The sequence below is a fragment of the Streptomyces sp. NPDC051172 genome (genome assembly GCF_040682555.1).
Taxonomy (GTDB): domain Bacteria; phylum Actinomycetota; class Actinomycetes; order Streptomycetales; family Streptomycetaceae; genus Streptomyces.
In genome coordinates this window covers 32,047-50,552 of the sequence record NZ_JBFBBE010000028.1, presented here as the reverse complement: position 1 = coordinate 50,552, position 18,506 = coordinate 32,047, and the positions used below count along the sequence as shown (strand labels likewise).

Annotated in this window: 17 protein-coding genes and 1 pseudogene; 7 read left to right on the top strand and 11 right to left on the bottom strand. The window is 70.6% G+C overall.

The annotated features are described in order from the left end of the window. Positions 1–46: 46 nt before the first annotated feature. Both AB0N07_RS19025 and AB0N07_RS19020 read left to right on the top strand, forming a co-directional pair. Complete coding sequence (locus AB0N07_RS19025) at positions 47–553, top strand: SigE family RNA polymerase sigma factor (protein WP_365836374.1); 507 nt, start codon at positions 47–49, stop codon at positions 551–553. A 57-nt stretch (positions 554–610) separates the two neighbouring features. After that, positions 611–1,861 (top strand): hypothetical protein, encoded by a 1,251-nt coding sequence (locus AB0N07_RS19020; RefSeq protein ID WP_365836372.1) that lies wholly within the window; start codon positions 611–613, stop codon positions 1,859–1,861. Positions 1,862–1,871: 10 nt separating this feature from the next. Here AB0N07_RS19020 and AB0N07_RS19015 read toward each other — a convergent pair whose 3' ends face one another. From AB0N07_RS19015 to AB0N07_RS19000, 4 genes are all read right to left on the bottom strand, one after another. Beyond that, a complete protein-coding gene (locus AB0N07_RS19015; RefSeq protein WP_365836475.1) occupies positions 1,872–2,273 on the bottom strand; it encodes an ATP-binding protein in 402 nt (133 codons plus the stop codon). A gap of 146 nt (positions 2,274–2,419) precedes the next feature. Further along, positions 2,420–3,331, bottom strand: a complete 912-nt coding sequence (locus tag AB0N07_RS19010) for an MEDS domain-containing protein (protein WP_365836370.1) — start codon at positions 3,329–3,331, stop codon at positions 2,420–2,422. A 39-nt stretch (positions 3,332–3,370) separates the two neighbouring features. Continuing rightward, positions 3,371–4,351 carry a helix-turn-helix transcriptional regulator gene (locus AB0N07_RS19005; RefSeq protein WP_365836368.1) on the bottom strand — a complete coding sequence of 327 codons (981 nt, stop codon included), beginning with the start codon at positions 4,349–4,351 and terminating at the stop codon, positions 3,371–3,373. A gap of 105 nt (positions 4,352–4,456) precedes the next feature. Next, positions 4,457–5,755 carry an AAA family ATPase gene (locus tag AB0N07_RS19000; RefSeq protein ID WP_365836366.1) on the bottom strand — a complete coding sequence of 433 codons (1,299 nt, stop codon included), beginning with the start codon at positions 5,753–5,755 and terminating at the stop codon, positions 4,457–4,459. A 170-nt stretch (positions 5,756–5,925) separates the two neighbouring features. On the opposite strand from AB0N07_RS19000, the pseudogene AB0N07_RS18995 reads away from it, so the two are divergent. Next, positions 5,926–6,084 (top strand): annotated as a pseudogene (locus AB0N07_RS18995) (zinc carboxypeptidase); the annotation flags it as partial. On the opposite strand, the gene AB0N07_RS18990 reads toward AB0N07_RS18995, so the two are convergent. From AB0N07_RS18990 to AB0N07_RS18970, 5 genes are all read right to left on the bottom strand, one after another. Further along, positions 6,081–6,659, bottom strand: a complete 579-nt coding sequence (locus tag AB0N07_RS18990; protein ID WP_365836364.1) for a hypothetical protein — start codon at positions 6,657–6,659, stop codon at positions 6,081–6,083. The pseudogene AB0N07_RS18995 and the gene AB0N07_RS18990 sit on opposite strands and share 4 nt — an antisense overlap. Before the next feature lie 243 nt (positions 6,660–6,902). After that, positions 6,903–7,151, bottom strand: a complete 249-nt coding sequence (locus AB0N07_RS18985) for a zinc ribbon domain-containing protein (RefSeq protein WP_365836362.1) — start codon at positions 7,149–7,151, stop codon at positions 6,903–6,905. Positions 7,152–7,235: 84 nt separating this feature from the next. Next, positions 7,236–7,646 carry a RidA family protein gene (locus AB0N07_RS18980; protein WP_365836360.1) on the bottom strand — a complete coding sequence of 137 codons (411 nt, stop codon included), beginning with the start codon at positions 7,644–7,646 and terminating at the stop codon, positions 7,236–7,238. Between the two features lie 64 nt (positions 7,647–7,710). Beyond that, on the bottom strand, positions 7,711–8,472 hold the full coding sequence (locus tag AB0N07_RS18975; protein WP_365836358.1) for an IclR family transcriptional regulator: 762 nt from the start codon (positions 8,470–8,472) through the stop codon (positions 7,711–7,713). After that, a complete protein-coding gene (locus tag AB0N07_RS18970; RefSeq protein WP_365836356.1) occupies positions 8,469–9,734 on the bottom strand; it encodes a PfkB family carbohydrate kinase in 1,266 nt (421 codons plus the stop codon). The genes AB0N07_RS18975 and AB0N07_RS18970 overlap by 4 nt, the downstream gene beginning before the upstream one ends. A 138-nt stretch (positions 9,735–9,872) precedes the next feature. Between AB0N07_RS18970 and AB0N07_RS18965 the strand changes: the two genes are divergently transcribed. Further along, complete coding sequence (locus tag AB0N07_RS18965) at positions 9,873–11,138, top strand: amino acid deaminase (RefSeq protein WP_365836354.1); 1,266 nt, start codon at positions 9,873–9,875, stop codon at positions 11,136–11,138. Positions 11,139–11,148: 10 nt separating this feature from the next. Next, positions 11,149–12,795, top strand: coding sequence for a D-aminoacylase (locus tag AB0N07_RS18960; protein WP_365836352.1), 1,647 nt, complete (start codon positions 11,149–11,151; stop codon positions 12,793–12,795). A 9-nt stretch (positions 12,796–12,804) separates the two neighbouring features. Here the strand turns inward: AB0N07_RS18960 and AB0N07_RS18955 are convergent, their stop codons facing one another. Continuing rightward, positions 12,805–13,674 (bottom strand): serine protease, encoded by an 870-nt coding sequence (locus tag AB0N07_RS18955; protein ID WP_365836350.1) that lies wholly within the window; start codon positions 13,672–13,674, stop codon positions 12,805–12,807. A gap of 943 nt (positions 13,675–14,617) precedes the next feature. Here AB0N07_RS18955 and AB0N07_RS18950 point away from each other — a divergent pair. Continuing rightward, entirely contained in the window at positions 14,618–15,829 is a 1,212-nt protein-coding gene (locus tag AB0N07_RS18950; protein ID WP_365836348.1) for a pyridoxal phosphate-dependent aminotransferase, read from the top strand. Between the two features lie 47 nt (positions 15,830–15,876). Further along, positions 15,877–16,296 carry a hypothetical protein gene (locus AB0N07_RS18945; protein ID WP_365836346.1) on the top strand — a complete coding sequence of 140 codons (420 nt, stop codon included), beginning with the start codon at positions 15,877–15,879 and terminating at the stop codon, positions 16,294–16,296. Between the two features lie 298 nt (positions 16,297–16,594). On the opposite strand, the gene AB0N07_RS18940 is transcribed toward AB0N07_RS18945, so the two are convergent. Further along, the gene (locus AB0N07_RS18940) at positions 16,595–18,418 is read right to left on the bottom strand and encodes a phosphoenolpyruvate carboxykinase (GTP) (protein ID WP_365836344.1); all 1,824 of its coding nucleotides are present in this window, start codon (positions 18,416–18,418) and stop codon (positions 16,595–16,597) included. Positions 18,419–18,506: the final 88 nt, after the last annotated feature.

Genomic DNA, 18,506 nt, shown 5'->3' with positions numbered 1-18,506 from the left:
CCGCGTCAATGAAGTGAGAGCGGCGCCGGCGGACAGGGGGAACGGTATGAGACAGGCACGCGCGGACGAGTACGCCGAGTTCGCCGCGGTGCGTGCCGGGCATCTCTACCGGTCCGCCTGTCTGCTGACCGCCGGTGACACGCATCTGGCCGAGGACCTGGTGCAGGAGACGCTCGGGCGGCTGTACGTCAGTTGGAGGCGCGTGTCCCGCGCGGAGAATCCCGCGGGATACGCGCAGACCGTTCTCATGCGTACGTTCCTCACCCACCAGCGCAGGCGCAGCAGCACCGAGCGCGCCACCGACCTGCTGCCCGACATGCCCGACGACGGGCGCGACATGCCGCTGCGGCTGACCCTGCTGGAGGCCCTGGCCCGGCTGCCCGCCAAGGACCGGGCCGTGGTCGTCCTGCGGTACTGGGAGGACCGCTCCATCGAGGAGACCGCCCAGGCCATGAACGCCAGCTCGGCGGCCGTGCGCACGCGGTGCGTCAGGGCCCTGGGACGGCTGCGGGAGCTGCTCGGCGAGGACCTCGGCGAGTACGCCCGCCCCTGAGCGGCCCCTCCTCCACCTCACCTCTTCTTCATCCATTTCGCGAAACGGTGGTCCGTCATGCCCTTCGAACAGCACGGCAACCCCTTCGAGGAACAGCTCTCGGCCGAGCTGCGGCAGGCCGGCGACACCTTCGTCGCCGACCGGGCCGCGCTCGCCGCCGCCGGCGAACTGCGGGGGCGGCGCCGCCTGCTGCTGCGGCGGCGGGCCGCCGTCGTGGGCGGGGTCGCCTCGCTCGCCCTCGTCGGCGTGGGCGGCGCGGTGCTGCTGCCCGGCAGCGGATCGTCGGCGCGCCCGGACGGGACCTCGGTCGGCACCGGCAGCCACACCGCCGCCACACCCGCCCCCTCGCCTCTCTCCGGCGCCCAGATGATCAGCACGCTCGAAAGGCTGCTTCCCACGGGGAAATTCAGCAAGGCGGAGGCGCGCGGGACGAACGAGCAGCCGGGCCCGTACGTGCAGCTCGTTTACGACGACGGACAGGGCCCTGCGGCCATCAGCGTCGGCCTGGGACGGGTCGAGCCGGGCAGTGACGAGGCGCGCCAGACCACCGAGTGCCCTGGGAAGGTTTTCGTCCATTACGACGCCTGCGGCACGACCCGGCTTCCGGACGCCTCGGTGGTCATGGTGCTGCAGGGATACGAGTATCCGGACCGGCGGGCGGACACCAAGTGGTGGAGCGCCGAGCTGGTCACGCCTCAGGGTCAGCATGTCAGCGTGAGCGAGTGGAACGCGGCGGCCGAGAAGGACGCACCGATGAGCCGGGCCGAACCGCCCTTGTCTGCCGCCCAGCTGAGGAAGCTCGCCGGTGCCAGTGCCTGGCGGGACGCCATCGATGCGATGCCGCAGGCCACGAACAAGCCGGTCCCACGGCCGACCGCGACGGCCGGCTCCGTGGCGATCGCTCCGGCCCTCAGGTCGTTGCTGCCCAAGGGCGTGTTCAAGGTGTCCGACGACAGCGGCAAGGACTCCGGATTCGGCTATCTCGTCCTCGACGACGGCAAGGGCAAGAGCCTTGTCCAGGTCAACGTCCAGGCCGACATGTCGGACGCCACGGGCGACCTCTTCGGCTCCGACGCGGAGGTCCTGGCCGACGGGACGAAGGTCGCCACGCACCAGGTGCCGAGCGAGAAGGGCGGCGCAGGGGCCGTGATGTGGACCGTCGACACCGTCCGAACCGACGGAAGGCGGGTGGTGATCAGCGAGCTGAACTCCGGCGCCCCGCACGACGACGCGACCCGCAAGACGCCCGCGCTGACGATGAAGCAGCTCCGCGAGATCGCGCTCAGCCCGAAGTGGTGGCTGCAGTAGCGGGGCGCGGCTACCCGCAGGCCGAGGACCCGCATGTACCCAGCTCGAACCACACGGTCTTCCCCTCACCGTCCTGATGGCAGCCCCATCGCCGAGCAAGCGCGTTCACCAGGAACATCCCGCGGCCGCTCTCCGAGGCGCCCGCCTGGAGCACCTGCGGGGTGCGGCGGCCGCCGTCCCGCACCTCGCAGCGCAGGACGCCGTGCGCGGCGGAGAGGGTGAGCCGGAAGCGGCTCGCAGAGTGCAGCAGGGCGTTGGTGGCCAGTTCGCTGACGAGGAGTTCGGCGACGTCCACCAGGTCCTCCCGGTCGGCCAGCCCCCAGACCTCCAGCTGTCTTCGGACCTCGGTGCGGGCCTCGCGGACGGCGGTCGGGCGGGGATCGTACTCCACGCTCCAATGGCCTGCCCGCAGGGGCGGTTGAGGGTACGCGGCGAACTGAGCGTCCGAGTCCGGGTGGGGGGTCCCGGAGAGATCCAGCATGGTTTCAGAGTGTCCTCCCCGGCGCCGGGGCAAACGGGGAGGACTACCTGTTTCCATACCTGCGTACGGGCGGGCGGTTACCCGTACTGCAGCCGTACGGTCGTCCCCGTCCCGTCGTCACGGATGTCGACGTAGGCGCAGATCTGCCGGGTGAACCACAGGCCCTGGCCCGGTTCGAGTTCGGGGGCGGGCGGGGGGACGAAGCCGGCCAGCGGGTCGTCGAGGCGGCGGGGTGCGCGCAGTTCGCAGATGCAGGCGGGTGCCTCGCCCCACATCAGGGCGCCGGTCACGGAGCCGAGCGAGATGGCCGCCGCGGTGACGGCCTCCGTGAACAACTCCGCGTCCGCGGGCGCCAGTCCACGGGCGGCGGCCGCCCTGCGCACGGCCTCCGGGTCCGGCTGCCTGAGCGGTTCCGCGGTGGCCGGGGGCAACGGCAGTGGCACGGAGTCCAGTTCGGCCGTGAGGCGGACCGGGTCCTCGTAGACCGCGGTGTCGGGGTGGGCGCGGCGGGCCGCCTCGATGATGGCCGCGCCGGCGGTGCGGGTGTCGTAGGCGCACAGGGCCGTGGCCGCCAGCGGGGCGAAGAGGAGGTTGGCGAGCGCCTCGTAGCGGATCCACTCGGTGGTCTCCCGGACGGAGCGTCCTGCGCGGCCGTTCCAGACGGGTTCCATGAGCAGGTGGATACGGCCGCCGGGTCCCGCGTGCGCGGCGAGGTAACCGGCGCCCTGGGCCACGGCGTTGGCGGCCGAGCCGGTGTACCACTCGGTGTGCGGGACGAAGGTGACGCTCTTCGTGTCACTCCCGAGGGCGTCGCGCAGCAGATCCAGCTTGTCGGGGGCGGCGATCGCCACCGGCGGGGGCTCGCCGGGGGCGCCGAGTCCTTCTACGAGGAACGGCAGCGTGGCGGCCACGAACTCGTCGTCCGCGCCGTACACGGCCATGCGGTGGTCGAACGGGGTGGGGGCGGGGGCGTGTGGTGTGCTGGACATGGTTCTCCTCTCTGTGGGGGTGTGGAGCCTGGACGGGGCTCAGGTCTGGGCGGTCACCCAGGCGGCGATCTGGCTGCGGTTGCTGAAGCCGAGTTTGCTGAGGATGCGTTCCACATGGCCCTCGGCGGTACGGCGGGCGATGACGAGCCGGTCGGCGATCTGCTGGTTGGCGAGGCCCTGGGCGACGAGTTCGGCGACCTCGGTCTCGCGGCGGGTGAGCGCGCCGTCCTGCGGGATCCGGGATCTGCGGCGGCCACTCGTCTCCCTTGCCGGTGTGGGGCGTGGGGGTTCCTGGTCCTCCGTCGCATACGCCACGAGCTCCGCGAGCCCGAGGGCGCCTCCTTTCTCGTACGACCGCTCGAAGGCGGCCCCTCCCAGGGCGGCCGACGCCCGCTCGCCGGTGTCGCGGCGGATGGCGCCCAGACAGGTCGACCCCCAGCGGTCCCGGTCGATGTCGGCCCAGGTGCGGTCGGCGCCGCCGAGCAGAGCGGCCGCGTGTCCGTGGGCGCCCGCCCGGCTCGCGACATGGGCCAGCAGGTCGAGGGTGAGGGCGATGCCGGTGACGTCGTTGACGGCGAGCTTGAGGCGCAGGGCCTCGCGGGCGTGCCGTCCGGCCTCGTCCCAGTCCTCCTTCACGGTATGGGCGAGGGCCAGCATCCGCAGCACGTACGAGCGCACCCACTCCTCGCCGTGCTCCTCGCACAGTCGCCGGGCCCGCTCGCAGACCTCGACGGCGCGGTCGGCCTCGCCCAGGAAGCCCAGGGCGCAGGCGAGTTCGACCTGGTCGAGGCCGTGCAGGCTGAGGTGCTGGCCGGGGACGGGGCCGCGGGCGACGGAGGCCTCGAAGTGGTCGAGGGCGGCGGACAGTTCGTTGCCGAACAGGCGGATGACTCCGATGACGTAGTCGGCGTGGGCGGCCTCGGCCTTGTCGCCGAGGTGCTCGGCCAGCGCGTGGGCGTCCCGTGCGAGGCGCAGGCCTCCGGTCATGTCCTGGGTGGCGCCCGCCAGGAGACCGGCCACCCACAGTCCGCGGGCCCGCTCGACGGTCGGTTCGGGGTTGGCGTCGAGGGCCCGCTCCAGCCAGTAGCGGCCCTCGCGGGGTGCTCCGCAGGCGTGCCAGTAGAATCACAGGGTGCCCGCGAGGCGCAGGGCGGCGAGCCGTTCGCCGGGGTGGGTGAGGCTGAAGTCGAGGGCGGCGCGCAGGCCGTCCTGGTCGGCCCGCAGCCGGGCGACGATCTCCCGCTGCCCGGACCCGAACCAGGCGCGTTCGCAGTCGGCGGCCCGGCGCTGCGTCCAGTCGCGCTGACGGCGCCGGGTCGCGTCCTCCTCGCCCTCCAGCTGCCGCAGCCGGTCGAGGCCGTAGTGCCGGAGAGTGTCCAGCAGCCGGTAGCGGACCCCGTCCGGTCCCGTCTCGCGCCCCAGCACGGACTTGTCGACGAGCCCCGCGACCGCCTCCAGCACCTCCTGCGGCCGCACCCTCCCCCAGCCTCCGGCCGGGGGAACCCCCGTCTCGCCTCCCTCGCCGTCCGCGCACACCGCCTCCGCCGTCTCCAGGTCGAAGCCGCCGGGCAGGACGGAGGCCCGCGCCCACACCAACTGCTCCTCGGCGGTGCACAGTTCGTAACTCCAGTCGACGGCGGCGCGCAGGGTCTGGTGGCGGGGCAGGGCCGCGCTGCTGCCGGCCGTGAGGAGGCGGTAGCGGTCGTCGAGGCGCTCCAGGAGCTGTTCGACACCGAGGACCCGCATCCGTACGGCGGCCAGCTCGATGGCGAGCGGAAGCCCGTCCAGGCGGCGGCAGAGGCGGGCCACGGCGGCGCGGTTGCCGGCGGTCAGCCGGAAGCCCGGGACCACGGCCGCGGCACGGTCGGCGAAGAGGGCGAGGGCCGGGCAGCCGTCGGCGGCTGAAAGGTCGCCGTCCGGGTCAGGGACGGGTAACGGCCGTACCTCCATGAGGTGTTCCTCGGTGAGTGCGAGGCGGTGCCGGCTGGTGGCGAGGATGCGGACACCGGTGGTGCCGTGCACCAGGGCGGCGGCGAGCTCGGCGCAGGCCTGCAGCAGGTGTTCGCAGTTGTCGAGGACGAGCAGGAGGCGCCGGTCCCGTACCTGCTCGACCAGGGCGTCCAGCGGGGGCTGCACGGAGTGGTCGTGCAGGCCGAGCGCGTCGGCGGCGGCGACCGGGACGAGCGCCGGGTCGTGCAGTCCTGCCAGGTGCACGAAGCGCGCACCGTCCGGGAAGGCCCGCTCGACGCGGGCCGCGATGCGTGCGGCGAGGCGGGTCTTGCCCACGCCGCCCGGTCCGGTCAGCGTGACCAGACGCGCCCTGGCGAGCAGTTCGCGGCCCTCGGTGAGTTCGCCGCGCCGGTCGACGAAGCTGGTGGTCTCGACCGGCAGGTGACGGTCCCGGCGCGGCGCTGATCCGCCCATGATCAGCCTCCCTGGAAACGGAACCTCACTCTTCTCCGCAATCGGCATATATGCACGTGCCCCTCACACCCGCGAGTGCACTTCGCCGGACGGCACCTGTGCGGCGACGGCTGCGCGTACACTCCGGCCGGTTTTCGCTTTTTTGACCTGTCCATGCCAGTACGGGACCCGAGATGTATCCGACGTCCGGTGCCGGAGGTGGGTTCTACCCGCCCGACGAGGTCATCGAGCGGGAGACGTCACGGAAGCGGGATGCGGTGCTGCAGTTGCTGGCGAACGCGGACTGTATGTACCGGTCCATCAGCAAGGCGGCCCAGTACTGCAGCTAGTCGGCGTCCTCGGTGCCGTCGGTGTCCTTGGTTTCCTCTGCGCCGTCTTCGAAGTACGCGTCGAGGACCGCGTCCAGCTGTTCGTCCCACTCGCTGAAGCGCGCCCTGGCCGTCGCCTCGATCTCGATCGGGTACCAGCGGCGGTCAGGGGTGTGGACGGTGATGGTGAACCGCTTGCCGAAGCGGGGCGATTCGGTCTCCACAGCGCCGATCTCGTCCCAGCGGAACTCGCACTCCTGGTCGTCCAGGCTGAGGCGGACGCCCCTGTGATCGGCGACGATCTTGGCGCGCCGGTCGGAGGCCTCGAAGACGGGCCCGTCGGGGGCTTCGTCCTCGTCACCGTCCCCGGAGTCCTCGTCCTCCGCGACCGGCTCCTGCTCCTCGGCCTCGGACTCGACGTTCTCGTCCTCGAGCTCCGGCTCGGGCTCGGCGGGCGCGGTGTCCTCCGCCTCGACCTCCTCCGGCTTCTCGGAGACGGGTGAGGTGAGCCCGGGAATGAAGGCCGGGTCGAATCCGGCACCGGTCACGGGCTCGCCCTTCAGGGGCTGGCTGCTCGATCCTATGCGCTGCTCCACAGCGGGCAGTATGGTCGAAGATCCTGTGGCGGACACAGCCAGCCCCAACTTCGTTATCAGACGCCTACACGAACAGGCTCAGCACCGCGGCCACCACGCCGCGTCCATCAGCGCCCTCCGGGCGCGGGCACCGTCGTGTACGTGCGAGGCGAAGATCGAGCCTCGAAGTAGGTGTTTTGGAGTCCTCTCTCGCACAGAGGCGAGAGACTCTCCCCTGGGTCGCCCCGGGGAGTCCGACAGCACTCAGGTCTGCCTGACGACTGCCCTCCCGGCAACCGTGACGAGTGCGAGACCCGCCCGATCGATGTTACGGCTTGCGTTGAAGTCGGCATTCCCGGACCACTGGCACTCGGTGTTCCGGCACGCGAACCAGTCCTGTGACTCCCGGCTGCCCAAGGTGACCGTTCCACATTCGGAACAGCGCAGGGATGTGCCGGGTGAGGGCACCCGAACCAGACGACCGCCGCGATACAGCGGCACTGTCTGACTCATGTCCCTGCCTCCCCCGCCGCACCCGGCCGTCGATCAGATCAACGACACCGGCGAGGGAAGGTCACGAGTTCGAAAGTCGGTTGTCTATCCGAGCACTGCAAGGGCGTCGATCTCAATCAGGAGACCCGCGGGCAAACCAACATAGACCGTGGTGCGTGCAGGTGCGGTCTGCATGATCCCCTGCTCCTGGAAATACCGGTCGTAGATCTCGTTGAACTCGACGAAGTGCCCCGTGTCCGTCAGGTAGACGCGGATCATCATCACGTCGTCCCAGCTCGCGCCGCCCTCCTCCAGGATCGCCTTGACGTTGGCGAGGGTCTGGAGGGTCTGTTCGCGCAGGGTCGGGCCGGCGGGCGTGGGGGGCCTGCCCTCCTCGGCGGGCAGGAAGCCGACCTGGCCGGCGACCTGCAGGATGTTGCCCTTCTTGACGCCGTGGGAGAACTTCGCGGGCGGGGTGGTGTGGGTCTTGGGGGTAAGGGCGATCTTCTCGGTCACGGGCTGTCCTTCTGTCTGTACTTCACTGTCTGTACTTCACTGTCTGTACTTCACTGTCTGTACTTCACTGACTGTCCGTCACCGGCGTTCTTCCGGAGTACTCCCCACTGATCGCGTCGGCCGTGCGGCGCACCAGGGGGAGCAGAGTGAGGAGTTCGTCGGCGGTGACGACGACGTTCGGCGCGGAGACCGACATCGCGGCGACGACCCGGCCGTCGGCACCGCGGATCGGTGCGGCGACGCAGTTGATGGACTCCTCGTGGCCGCCGAGGTCGGTGGCCCAGCCCTGTTCGCGCACCTTGTCCAACTCCCTCAGGAAAGCAGGTGCGTTGGGGGTGGAACGAGAGGTGTACATGGGGTAGTCGAGCTTGTCGGCGAGCGCCCGGCGCTCCCCTTCGGGCAGGTCGGCGAGGAGCAGTTTCGCCACCGCGGCGACGGTGATCGCGACCGGCTTGCCGATCCGCGAGTACATCCGTACCGGGTACCGGCTCTCCACCTTGTCGATGTAGAGGACCTCGGACTCCTCGTACACGGCGAGATGGACGGTGTGCCCGCAACTCTCGTTGAGGCGTACGAGGTGGGGGTGGGCGATCTCGCGGATGTCGAGGTTCTCCATGGCCTCCTGGGCGAGGGCGATGAGGCGGGCGCCGAGGCGGTAGCGCTGGTCGGACTGGCGGTAGACGAGGCCGTGCTCGTGCAGTGTGCGCAGCAGACGGAGGGCCGTGGACTTGTGCACGTCCAGGCGGTCGGCGACCTGGCCGAGGTCGGCGGGGCCCTCGGCGAGCAGCGGCAGGATGCTGAGCGCACGGTCGACGGTCTGGCTCATGGCGTACGTACCTCCTCGTCGGCCCGATCGACGGCTCGCTCCACGGCGTGATCATCGGCTTGCGTCCAGCCGGGGCCGAGTCGAAGTTTCCCCCACGCGTCGTCGTCGAGGGCGGCGAGGCGGTCGGCGTGGTGGCGGGAGGGAGGTGGCGCCAGGTCGCCCTGGGCGGTGAGGGCGGCTGCGGCCGTCAGGTGGCCGTGGCGCAGGCAGGTCCCTGCCGGAAGGCCGCGCAGGGTTGCCGACAGGAAGCCTGCGGCGAAGGCGTCTCCGGCGCCGACTGTTGCTACGACGTCCACGGCGAGGGCGGGAACGAAGGTGCCCGGCGTGGGGGCCGGGCGCAGCGGGGTGTCGCTAGGCCGCGCTGACGGGGTGCCGCCTTTCCTTGGGTCGGGAGCCGCCCCAGCGGCACGACTGCCCGCAGGCTCCACGTGTTGCAGGGGCGCGGGACTGCGACATGTGCGGCTCCGCCGCGTGGGCGCGACCAGCCCACCCCCACCCGCGGCCGACACGAAAGCGGTAGCCCCCACGCGTCCTTGCTTCACCACCAGCACCCCAGGCTCGGGCAGCACCGCGCGCACCGCCTCCGGTCCGCCCGTCACCCCCCACGCCTCCTCCGCCTCGTCCTCCCCCACGAAGACGACGTCGGCGCCGCGCGCCAGTTCCAGCAGCACACCCGCCCCGTCGGCGTCCGCCCACAGACCCGGCCTGTAGTTGACGTCGAAGGAAAGCAGCGGACGCCCGGCCCGCGGCGCGGTCAGCTCTCGCATCAACCCCCGGCACCCCTGCGACAACGCCGCCGTGATTCCCGACAGGTGCAGTACCCGGCCCGCGCGCACCGCCTCCAGGTCCGTGTTGCCGACCGTCATCGCGGAGGCCGCGGAGCCGGTCCGGTAGTACGCCACCTCGTGGGCGGCGGTCGACCGGTCGCCGGCCGTGCGGAAGTAGATGCCGGTCGGGCGCGCCGGGTCCCGTCGTACGGCGGTGACGTCGACGCCGTACGCCCCGATCGCCTCGACGAGATGGTCGCCGAACCCGTCGGCGCCGACCCTGCTCACCCAGCGCACGGAGTGCCCGGCGGCCGCGAGGGCGCAGGCCACGTTGGATTCCGCGCCGCCGATGGCGCGGTCGAAGGAGGGGACGTCGGCGAGGCGGCCGGGACGGGAGGGCAGGAACGTGACCATGGACTCGCCGAGCGTGACGACATCGACGACCTCGACGGCATCGGCGCCGTCGGGGGCATTGCAAGGTCCGGTCGCGGTCACGATCGTCGTAACTCCTCGGTGGTGTGGCGGGCGAACGGCTGGTCGTTGACCCCGCGTTGGCCGAGATGTTAGACAGCGGTGAGCGACATACGCAATGTGCGTTGCAGACTCTGCAACATACCTGATCAGGGAGGCCCAATGGGCACGGAAGACCTCGCGCGGCTCGCCGGGGAACGTGTCGACCACCGGTTCAAGGGCCTCCCGCCGGACGCCGACGGCCTGACCGTCGGCGAGCTGGCCGCCCAGCGCCGCAACCTCTTCACCGGCGGCTTCGCGACCCCCGTTCTCGCCCTGTCGGCCGAGCGCCTGGAGCACAACCTCGCGCTGATGGAGACGTATGCGGCCCGCCACGGCCTGGCCTTCGCCCCGCACGGCAAGACCACCATGGCCCCCCAGCTGTTCCGGCAGCAGATCGAGCGCGGCGCCTGGGGCATCACCCTCGCGGTGCCGCACCAGGTGCGCGTGGCACGGGCGTTCGGGATCCAGCGGGTCTTCCTCGCCAACGAGGTCGTCGACACCGCGGCCCTCCGCTGGATCTCGGCCGAGCTCGACGCCGATCCCGAGTTCCGTCTCGTCTGCTACGTCGACTCCGTCCGCGGGGTGGAGCTGATGGACGCGGCGCTGCAGGGGGCCGCCCGGCCGCTGGACGTCGTGGTCGAGCCGGCGGCCGGTGAGGGCGCCCGTACCGGAGTCCGTACGGAGGCGGAGTGCGCGGCGGTCGCCGATGCCGTGGCGGGGACGGCCACGCTGCGGCTCGTCGGTGTCGCGGGCTATGAGGGCGAGGTCCCGCAGGCCGACCCGGAGCGGGTGCATGCCTGGCTGCGGCGGCTGGTCGCACTGGCCGTCGACTTCGACAAGGCGGGGCGGTTCGCGGGCCTGGACGAGATCGTCGTGAGCGCGGGCGGCAGCGCCTGGTTCGACGCGGTGGCCGACGAGTTCGCGGAGATCCCCGAACTCTCCGCTCCGGTCCTGAAGTTGCTGCGCTCCGGCGCCTATGTCTCGCACGACGACGGCCACTACCGCAAGCTCACCCCCTTCAACCGGGTCCCGGAGGAGGGTGCCCTGGAGCCCGCCTTCCGTCTCTGGGCCCAGGTCGTCTCCCGGCCCACCGCCGATCAGGCCTTCGTCAACGCGGGCAAGCGGGACGCGGCGTACGACCTCGATCTCCCCTTCGCGCAGGTCGTCCGGCGGGACGGCGCCGAGCGCCCGGCGACCGGCATCTCGGTGACCGCCCTGTCCGACCAGCACGCCTGGCTTCGGACGACGCCGGAGGCGGACCTGGAGGTCGGGGACTGGCTGGGCATGGGTCTGTCCCACCCGTGCACGTCCTTCGACAAGTGGCAGCTGCTCCCGGTGGCGGAGGCGGACGGCACGGTCGTCGACTACATCCGTACCTTCTTCTAGGAGGCAGGCCGTGGAAGAGCTCGTCATCCGGGACGCGGACGTCGTGGACGGCAGCGGTGAGCCGTCGTACCGCGCGGACGTGGTGGTCGACGGCGGCCGGATCGTCTCGATCGTCAAGGAGGCGGCCGCCGCGGGCTGCCAGCGCCCCAAGGCACGCCGGGAGCTGGACGCGGAGGGGCTGGTCCTCTCCCCCGGCTTCATCGACATGCACGCCCACAGCGATCTGGCCCTGCTCCGGGACCCCGACCACAGCGCCAAGGCCGCGCAGGGGGTCACGCTGGAGGTCCTGGGTCAGGACGGGCTCTCGTACGCCCCCGTCGACGACCGCACGCTCGCCGAGGTGCGCCGCGCGATCACCGGCTGGAACGGGTACGGCGACGACATCGACTTCGACTGGCGTTCGGTGGGCGAGTACCTGGACCGGCTGGATCGCGGCTTCGACGGTCAGGGGATCGCGGTGAACGCGGCCTATCTGGTCCCGCAGGGGACGGTCCGTATGCTCGCCGTCGGCTGGGAGGACCGCGAGGCGACCCCGCAGGAGCTCGACCGGATGCGCCGACTGGTCGCCGAGGGCCTGGAGCAGGGCGCGGTCGGCATGTCGTCCGGGCTGACCTACACGCCCGGCATGTACGCCGAGGACGCCGAACTGACCGAGCTGTGCCGGGTGGTGGCCGAGTACGACGGCTACTACTGCCCCCATCACCGCTCGTACGGGGCGGGCGCCCTGGAGGCGTACGAGGAGATGGTGGCCCTGACCCGTCAGGCGGGCTGCTCGCTCCATCTCGCCCACGCCACCATGAACTTCGGCGTGAACAAGGGCCGGGCGCCGGAACTGCTGTCCCTGCTGGACGAGGCGCTTGCGGCCGGGGCCGACATCAGCCTCGACACGTACCCCTACACACCCGGCTGCACCACTCTCGTGGCGCTGCTCCCGAGTTGGGCGAGCGAGGGTGGGCCCGAGGCGATCCTGAAGCGGCTGGCGGACGACGAGACGGCGGAGCGGATCCGGCACCACATGGAGGTGGTGGGCGCGGACGGCTGCCACGGCGTGCCCGTCGAGTGGGACACGATCGAGATCTCGGGCGTGGCGGACGAGGCACTGGCCGATTTCGTCGGCCGTACGATCCTGCGGTCGGCCGAGGCGCGCGGCGAGGCCCCGTGGGCCACCGCCCGTCATCTGCTGCTGGCGGACCGGCTGGGCTCGACGATCCTGCAGCACGTGGGCCACGAGGAGAACGTCCGGGCGATCATGCGGCACCGCGTCCACACCGGCGGCTCGGACGGCATCCTCCAGGGCACGAAACCGCATCCGCGCGCGTACGGCACCTTCCCGCAGTATCTCGGCCGGTACGTACGGGAGGTGGGCGTGCTGTCGCTGGAGGAGTGCGTCGCCCACCTCACATCGAGGCCCGCCGCCCGCCTGCGGCTGCCCGACCGGGGCCTGGTCCGCGAGGGACACAAGGCCGACCTGGTGCTGTTCGACCCGGAGACGGTGGCCGCGGGGTCGACGTACGAGAATCCGCACACGCTTCCGACGGGCATTCCGTACGTCCTCGTCGACGGCCGCTTCGTCATCGAGGACGGCCGGCGGACGGACGTGCTGGCGGGTCGGGCGGTCCGTCGCAGTCCCGTGCGACGGAACGCCACCCTGCGGTGAGCTACAGGACTACGGCTTGGGCAGGGTGCAGCCGGCGGCGCTCAGGTTCAGCTTGTTGCCGGCTCCGAAGCAGGCCGGGATCTGGTAGGTCTCCTCGGCGTAGTTGATGCCCTGGCGGACGGTCACGTTGCCGCTCTCGTCGACCTCACACGGGTTGTTCTCGGTGCACTGCTCGCCGTCCTCGTTGCCGGTGTTGTTGACGGCGACGACCTTGCCGGTGGCGTTGTCGACGACGGGCGAGCCCGAGGTGCCGCCGATGGTCTGGCAGGCGGAGGTGTAGCGGACCGAGTCCTTCCAGGTCCAGTCGCCCTCCTGGAGGCGGTAGACGAAGCCGTCGATGTTGCAGGCGTACGTCTTCTTCCAGTATCCGGAGACGACCGTGATCGCGGTGCCCGCGGTCGGGTGCGTGTCCTGCACGGTGAGCGGGCTGAGGCCGTACGTGCTCTTGATCTTCGCGTAGGTGGTGGTGAGCTGGTAGATCGTGACGTCCGTGTCGGTCATCGTCGAGTACGCGACCTTGCTCGCGCGCAGCGTCCCGACCTTGCCGGCCGAGGCGTTGAGCAGGCTGAAGGTACGGCTGGAGGCCTGGTCGACGATGACCTCGCCCGCCGCCGGGAATCCGGTCTCCAGGCAGTGGCCGTTGGTCAGGACGAGCGCCGGGTCGGTGTCCGCGGAGTTCGGGAAGCGGATGACGGAGCCGGAGCAGTTGCTGAGCGCCACGGTGCCGGCGAAGTTGACGGCCTTGACGGTGGGCGTGGCCGTCTTCGTCGTCGTCTTCGTGGCCGCGCCGTCCGTGAGCAGGGGCGCCGCGACCGCGGGTGCCATGCCCGCCCCGGTTATCACCAGGGCCGAGAGCACGGCGAGGAGAGGCTTCTTCATGTGGGGGTCCCCTCTTGCGACTTGGGCGACCGGAGATTTTCCGGCCGCCCATAGATTTGACATGTGCATTGTGAGGGGAGAGGGGTGGTTGGGCAAGAACGCATCCGGCCCTAAGGCTGCTTCGGACCCTTGGTGCCGCCCTGACCGTGTCCGGGGTGGTTGCCGGAGCGGCCCGGACCCGATGCACCGACACCGGGAGTGGGAGTCGCCGTGGCACCCGCGGCGGAAGCCCCGGCAGAGGGCTCCTGGGACACACCCCCGGACGCGGTCCGGCTCGGCGAGACGCTCGGGCTCAGGGAAGCCACCGGGGACGATGCCGCCCGGCCGTCGCCAGGCCGGCCAGCGACAGCACCACCCGAAGCCCCGGAATCCGTAGGCGACACGGAGCCACCACCCGTCGGCGCCGCACTCTCCTGCTTGCCCTGCACCCCACTCGGGGGCGCGGAGGAAGACCCGGAGAGGGAGAACCCAACAACCAGCGCCAACAGCACACCACCGGCGACGACAGCCCCCGTGAGGGGCGCGGGGAACTGCGCGACAAGCCCCCACCGGCCTGCAGGCGCACGACGATCGTTCCCCCGCCGCCCCGAGGAGCGCTTGGGCTTACGCCGGGACGGCCTCTCCGCCACCGGGGGCAGCACATACGTCCCGTCCACCGCCGGAGGCATCTCCCGCGTCGAGTCATACGCATTCAGCCACCCATGCGCAACGGCCGGATCGGCATACTCCTCGTACGAGGGCGCCGACTCCGGCTGCGGGAGGTACACGTTCGGCGGACCCTGAGGTGCCCCGTATTCGTACTCGGGTGGCCTGGACATGACCGCGAATTGTAGAGACGAGCGGGACTCGTGGGACAGCTACCGGCGATAACGGTCCAAACCGCATGTCTCACGTGGCGGATAACACGGGCCAAGACGCGTTACCGGGCCGTAAGCTCCCAGACATGCAGGTGATCCAGTCGACCAAGCTCGCCAACGTCTGTTACGAGATCCGGGGCCCCGTGCTCGAGGAGGCGATGCGGCTCGAGGCGGCCGGTCACCGCATCCTCAAGCTGAACACGGGGAACCCGGCGGCGTTCGGCTTCGAATGCCCGCCCGAGATCCTGGAGGACATCCTCCGCAACGTTTCGACGGCGCACGGCTACGGCGACGCGAAGGGCCTACTGGCCGCCCGCCGGGCGGTCGTCATGCACAACCAGACCCTCGGCATCGAGACGGACGTCGAGCACGTCTTCGTCGGCAACGGCGTCTCCGAGCTGATCGTGATGGCCATGCAGGGCCTGCTCGACGACGGCGACGAGGTCCTCGTACCGTCGCCCGACTACCCCCTGTGGACCGCCGCCGTCTCCCTCTCAGGCGGCACGGCCGTGCACTACCGCTGCGACGAGCAGTCCGACTGGATGCCCGACCTCGCGGACGTCGAACGCAAGGTCACCGACCGCACCAAGGCCATCGTCATCATCAACCCCAACAATCCGACGGGGGCCGTCTACGACGAGGCGATGATCAAGGGCCTGACCGACATCGCCCGCCGCCACAACCTGCTGGTCTGCTCGGACGAGATCTACGACAAGATCCTCTACGACGGCGCCACGCACACCCCGACCGCGAAGATCGCCCCGGACCTGCTGACCCTCACCTTCAACGGCATGTCGAAGGCGTACCGGGTGGCCGGCTACCGGGTCGGCTGGATGGCGATCTCCGGGCCGCGCGCCCATGCGGACTCGTACATCGAGGGTCTGACGATCCTCGCGAACATGCGTCTGTGCGCGAACATGCCGGGGCAGCACGGCGTGGTCGCCGCACTGAGCGGACGGCAGACCATCAACGACCTGGTGCTGCCGGGCGGGCGGCTGAAGGAGCAGCGGGACGTCGCGTACGAGCTGCTCACCCAGATCCCGGGCGTGACCTGCGTGAAGCCGAAGGGTGCGCTGTATCTCTTCCCGCGCCTCGACCCCAAGGTGTTCAAGATCAAGGACGACCGGCGGATGGTCCTGGACCTGCTGCGCCGCGAGAAGATCATGGTCGTGCAGGGGACCGGGTTCAACTGGTCCGAGCCCGACCACTTCCGGGTCGTGACCCTGCCGTCGGTCGGGGACCTGCGGGACGCGGTCACCCGGATCGGGAACTTCCTCGACGGTTACAGCCAACTTTAGACGAAATCTAAGCTAGGATGGTTTCCTGACAGCACGGGAGGCCATCCATGTACGAACCGATCCGCACCAAGTCGGTCCACAGCACGATGGCCGGCACCACCACCTCCGACTTTCCGCACCGCTCCCGCGAGGAGGAGCTGGACATCCAGCTCGCCGGCCATCTCGGGGCGCTGCTCGCCGTCACGGACGAGCTGCGTGCGGCGAGCCCCTCCGGGGAACTGGACACCGCGGCCGAGCGGCTCGCCGGGCAGGTGGCCCGACTGCGGGGCGGGATGACGCCGGTCCGCATACCCGTGGCGCTGTCCGACGACGACCCGATGGCCCTGCACGAGCGGGCCCACGCCCTCGCCGGACGCGCCCTGCTCGTGGCAGCGTCGAGGGCGGACACGGCGGCGGCGATTCTTGCCGCCGAGCAGATGGACGTGCATGCGGCCGCACTTGAGCCGCGCGAACTCTCACCCCACTGAGCCCCCGGGCTCTCCTTCGACGGCCCCGGTCCGCGTGCTACCCGCAGCGTCGCGCGGACCGGGAGCCACAGCACTGCGTTGACTCGAGCCGGTGCGCCTATTCGCCGTGGGGTCCGTGCAGCCGTAAACGGCGAAGGCCTGCCGGACCGCTACCGTCGGGGCGGACGGATGCGGCACGACAGGCCCGAGCCACGTACGTCGTTGTACGCGGCCTCGCCGTACCTCACCGCGGCCGGCCGTGACGATCACTGGTCAGGGCACATCCCAGCCGGCCGCGGAGCTTTCCCCGGTGGGGGCCTCAGCCCAGGCGCTGCACCAGCGCCCGGTACTCGTCCCAGAGTTCCTTCGGGGTGTGGTCGCCGAAGGTGTTGAGGTGCTCGGGGACCAGGGCGGCCTCCTCGCGCCAGACCTCCTTGTCGACCGTGAGCAGGAAGTCGAGGTCGGACTCGGAGAGTTCGAGGCCCTTGGTGTCGAGGGCCTCCTTCGTCGGCAGGATGCCGATCGGGGTCTCGACGCCCTCCGCCTTGCCGTCGAGGCGGTCGACGATCCACTTCAGGACGCGGCTGTTCTCGCCGAAGCCGGGCCAGACGAACTTGCCCTCGTCGTTCTTGCGGAACCAGTTGACGTAGTAGATCTTGGGCAGCTTGGACTGGTCCTTGTCCTTGGCCACGTCGATCCAGTGGCCCATGTAGTCGCCCATGTTGTAGCCGCAGAACGGCAGCATGGCGAACGGGTCGCGGCGCAGCTCGCCGACCTTGCCCTCGGCGGCGGCGGTCTTCTCGGAGGCCACGTTGGCGCCGAGGAAGACGCCGTGGTTCCAGTCGAAGGACTCCGTCACCAGCGGGACCGCGGTGGCGCGGCGGCCGCCGAAGAGGATCGCCGAGATCGGCACGCCCTTCGGGTCCTCCCACTCGGGCGCGATGATCGGGCACTGCGCGGCGGGGGTGGTGAAGCGGGCGTTGGGGTGTGCGGCCGGGGTCTCCGAGTCGGGAGTCCAGTCGTTGCCCTTCCAGTCCGTCAGATGGGCCGGCGTCTCCTCCGTCATGCCCTCCCACCAGATGTCGTTGTCGTCGGTGAGGGCGACATTGGTGAAGACCGAGTTGCCCCACAGCGTCTTCATCGCGTTGGCGTTGGTGTGCTCACCCGTGCCGGGCGCGACGCCGAAGAAGCCGGCCTCGGGGTTGATCGCGTACAGGCGGCCGTCCTCGCCGAAGCGCATCCAGGCGATGTCGTCGCCGATCGTCTCGACCGTCCAGCCGGAGACCGTGGGCTCCAGCATGGCGAGGTTCGTCTTTCCGCAGGCGCTCGGGAAGGCTGCGGCGACGTACTTGGACTCACCGGTCGGCGGGGTGAGCTTCAGGATCAGCATGTGCTCGGCCAGCCAGCCCTCGTCGCGCGCCATCACCGACGCGATGCGCAGGGCGTAGCACTTCTTGCCGAGCAGCGCGTTGCCGCCGTAGCCGGAGCCGTAGGACCAGATCTCGCGGCTCTCGGGGAAGTGCGAGATGTACTTGGTCGAGTTGCACGGCCAGGGGACGTCCTTCTCGCCGTCCTCCAGAGGCGCTCCGAGGGTGTGCACGGCCTTGACGAAGAAGCCGTCGGAGCCGAGTTCGTCGAGGACCGGCCGGCCCATGCGCGTCATCGTGCGCATGGAGACCGCGACATAGGCGGAGTCGGTGATCTCGACGCCGATCGCGGAGAGGTCCGAGCCGAGGGGGCCCATGCAGAACGGGACGACGTACATCGTCCGGCCCTTCATCGAGCCGCGGAAGACGCCCTTCTCGCCCTGGAAGATCTCCCGCATCTCAGCAGGGGCCTTCCAGTGGTTGGTCGGGCCCGCGTCCTCCTCCTTCTCGGAGCAGATGAAGGTGCGGTCCTCGACGCGCGCGACATCGGTCGGGTCGGAGGCCGCGTAGTAGGAGTTCGGGCGCTTGATCGGGTCGAGTTTCCTGAAGGTGCCCTTCTCGACGAGCTCCTCGCACAGGCGCTCGTACTCGGCCTCGGATCCGTCACACCAGACCACGTTGTCCGGCTGGGTCAGTGCTGCGATCTCGTTCACCCACGAGACCAGTTCCTGATGCTTGGTGGGGATGACGGTGGGAGCCGCGTTGTCGCGCGCCACGATTGCTCCTAAATGAGGGATTTTTGTTTTGGAGGCCCCGTGGGGGCTGCGGCCCGGATGCTTCGTGGCTGGATCTTCAGCGCTCATC

What these genes read in the sequence shown, in the direction of transcription:
- AB0N07_RS19010 (WP_365836370.1), bottom strand. Translation starts at nt 3,331, where the DNA reads ATGTCCAGCACACCACACGCCCCCGCCCCCACCCCGTTCGACCACCGC.
- AB0N07_RS19000 (WP_365836366.1), bottom strand. Translation starts at nt 5,755, where the DNA reads ATGGGCGGATCAGCGCCGCGCCGGGACCGTCACCTGCCGGTCGAGACC.
- AB0N07_RS18955 (WP_365836350.1), bottom strand. Translation starts at nt 13,674, where the DNA reads ATGAAGAAGCCTCTCCTCGCCGTGCTCTCGGCCCTGGTGATAACCGGG.
- AB0N07_RS18965 (WP_365836354.1), top strand. Translation starts at nt 9,873, where the DNA reads ATGGGCACGGAAGACCTCGCGCGGCTCGCCGGGGAACGTGTCGACCAC.
- AB0N07_RS18950 (WP_365836348.1), top strand. Translation starts at nt 14,618, where the DNA reads ATGCAGGTGATCCAGTCGACCAAGCTCGCCAACGTCTGTTACGAGATC.
- AB0N07_RS18975 (WP_365836358.1), bottom strand. Translation starts at nt 8,472, where the DNA reads ATGAGCCAGACCGTCGACCGTGCGCTCAGCATCCTGCCGCTGCTCGCC.
- AB0N07_RS18985 (WP_365836362.1), bottom strand. Translation starts at nt 7,151, where the DNA reads ATGAGTCAGACAGTGCCGCTGTATCGCGGCGGTCGTCTGGTTCGGGTG.
- AB0N07_RS19020 (WP_365836372.1), top strand. Translation starts at nt 611, where the DNA reads ATGCCCTTCGAACAGCACGGCAACCCCTTCGAGGAACAGCTCTCGGCC.
- AB0N07_RS18945 (WP_365836346.1), top strand. Translation starts at nt 15,877, where the DNA reads ATGTACGAACCGATCCGCACCAAGTCGGTCCACAGCACGATGGCCGGC.
- AB0N07_RS19025 (WP_365836374.1), top strand. Translation starts at nt 47, where the DNA reads ATGAGACAGGCACGCGCGGACGAGTACGCCGAGTTCGCCGCGGTGCGT.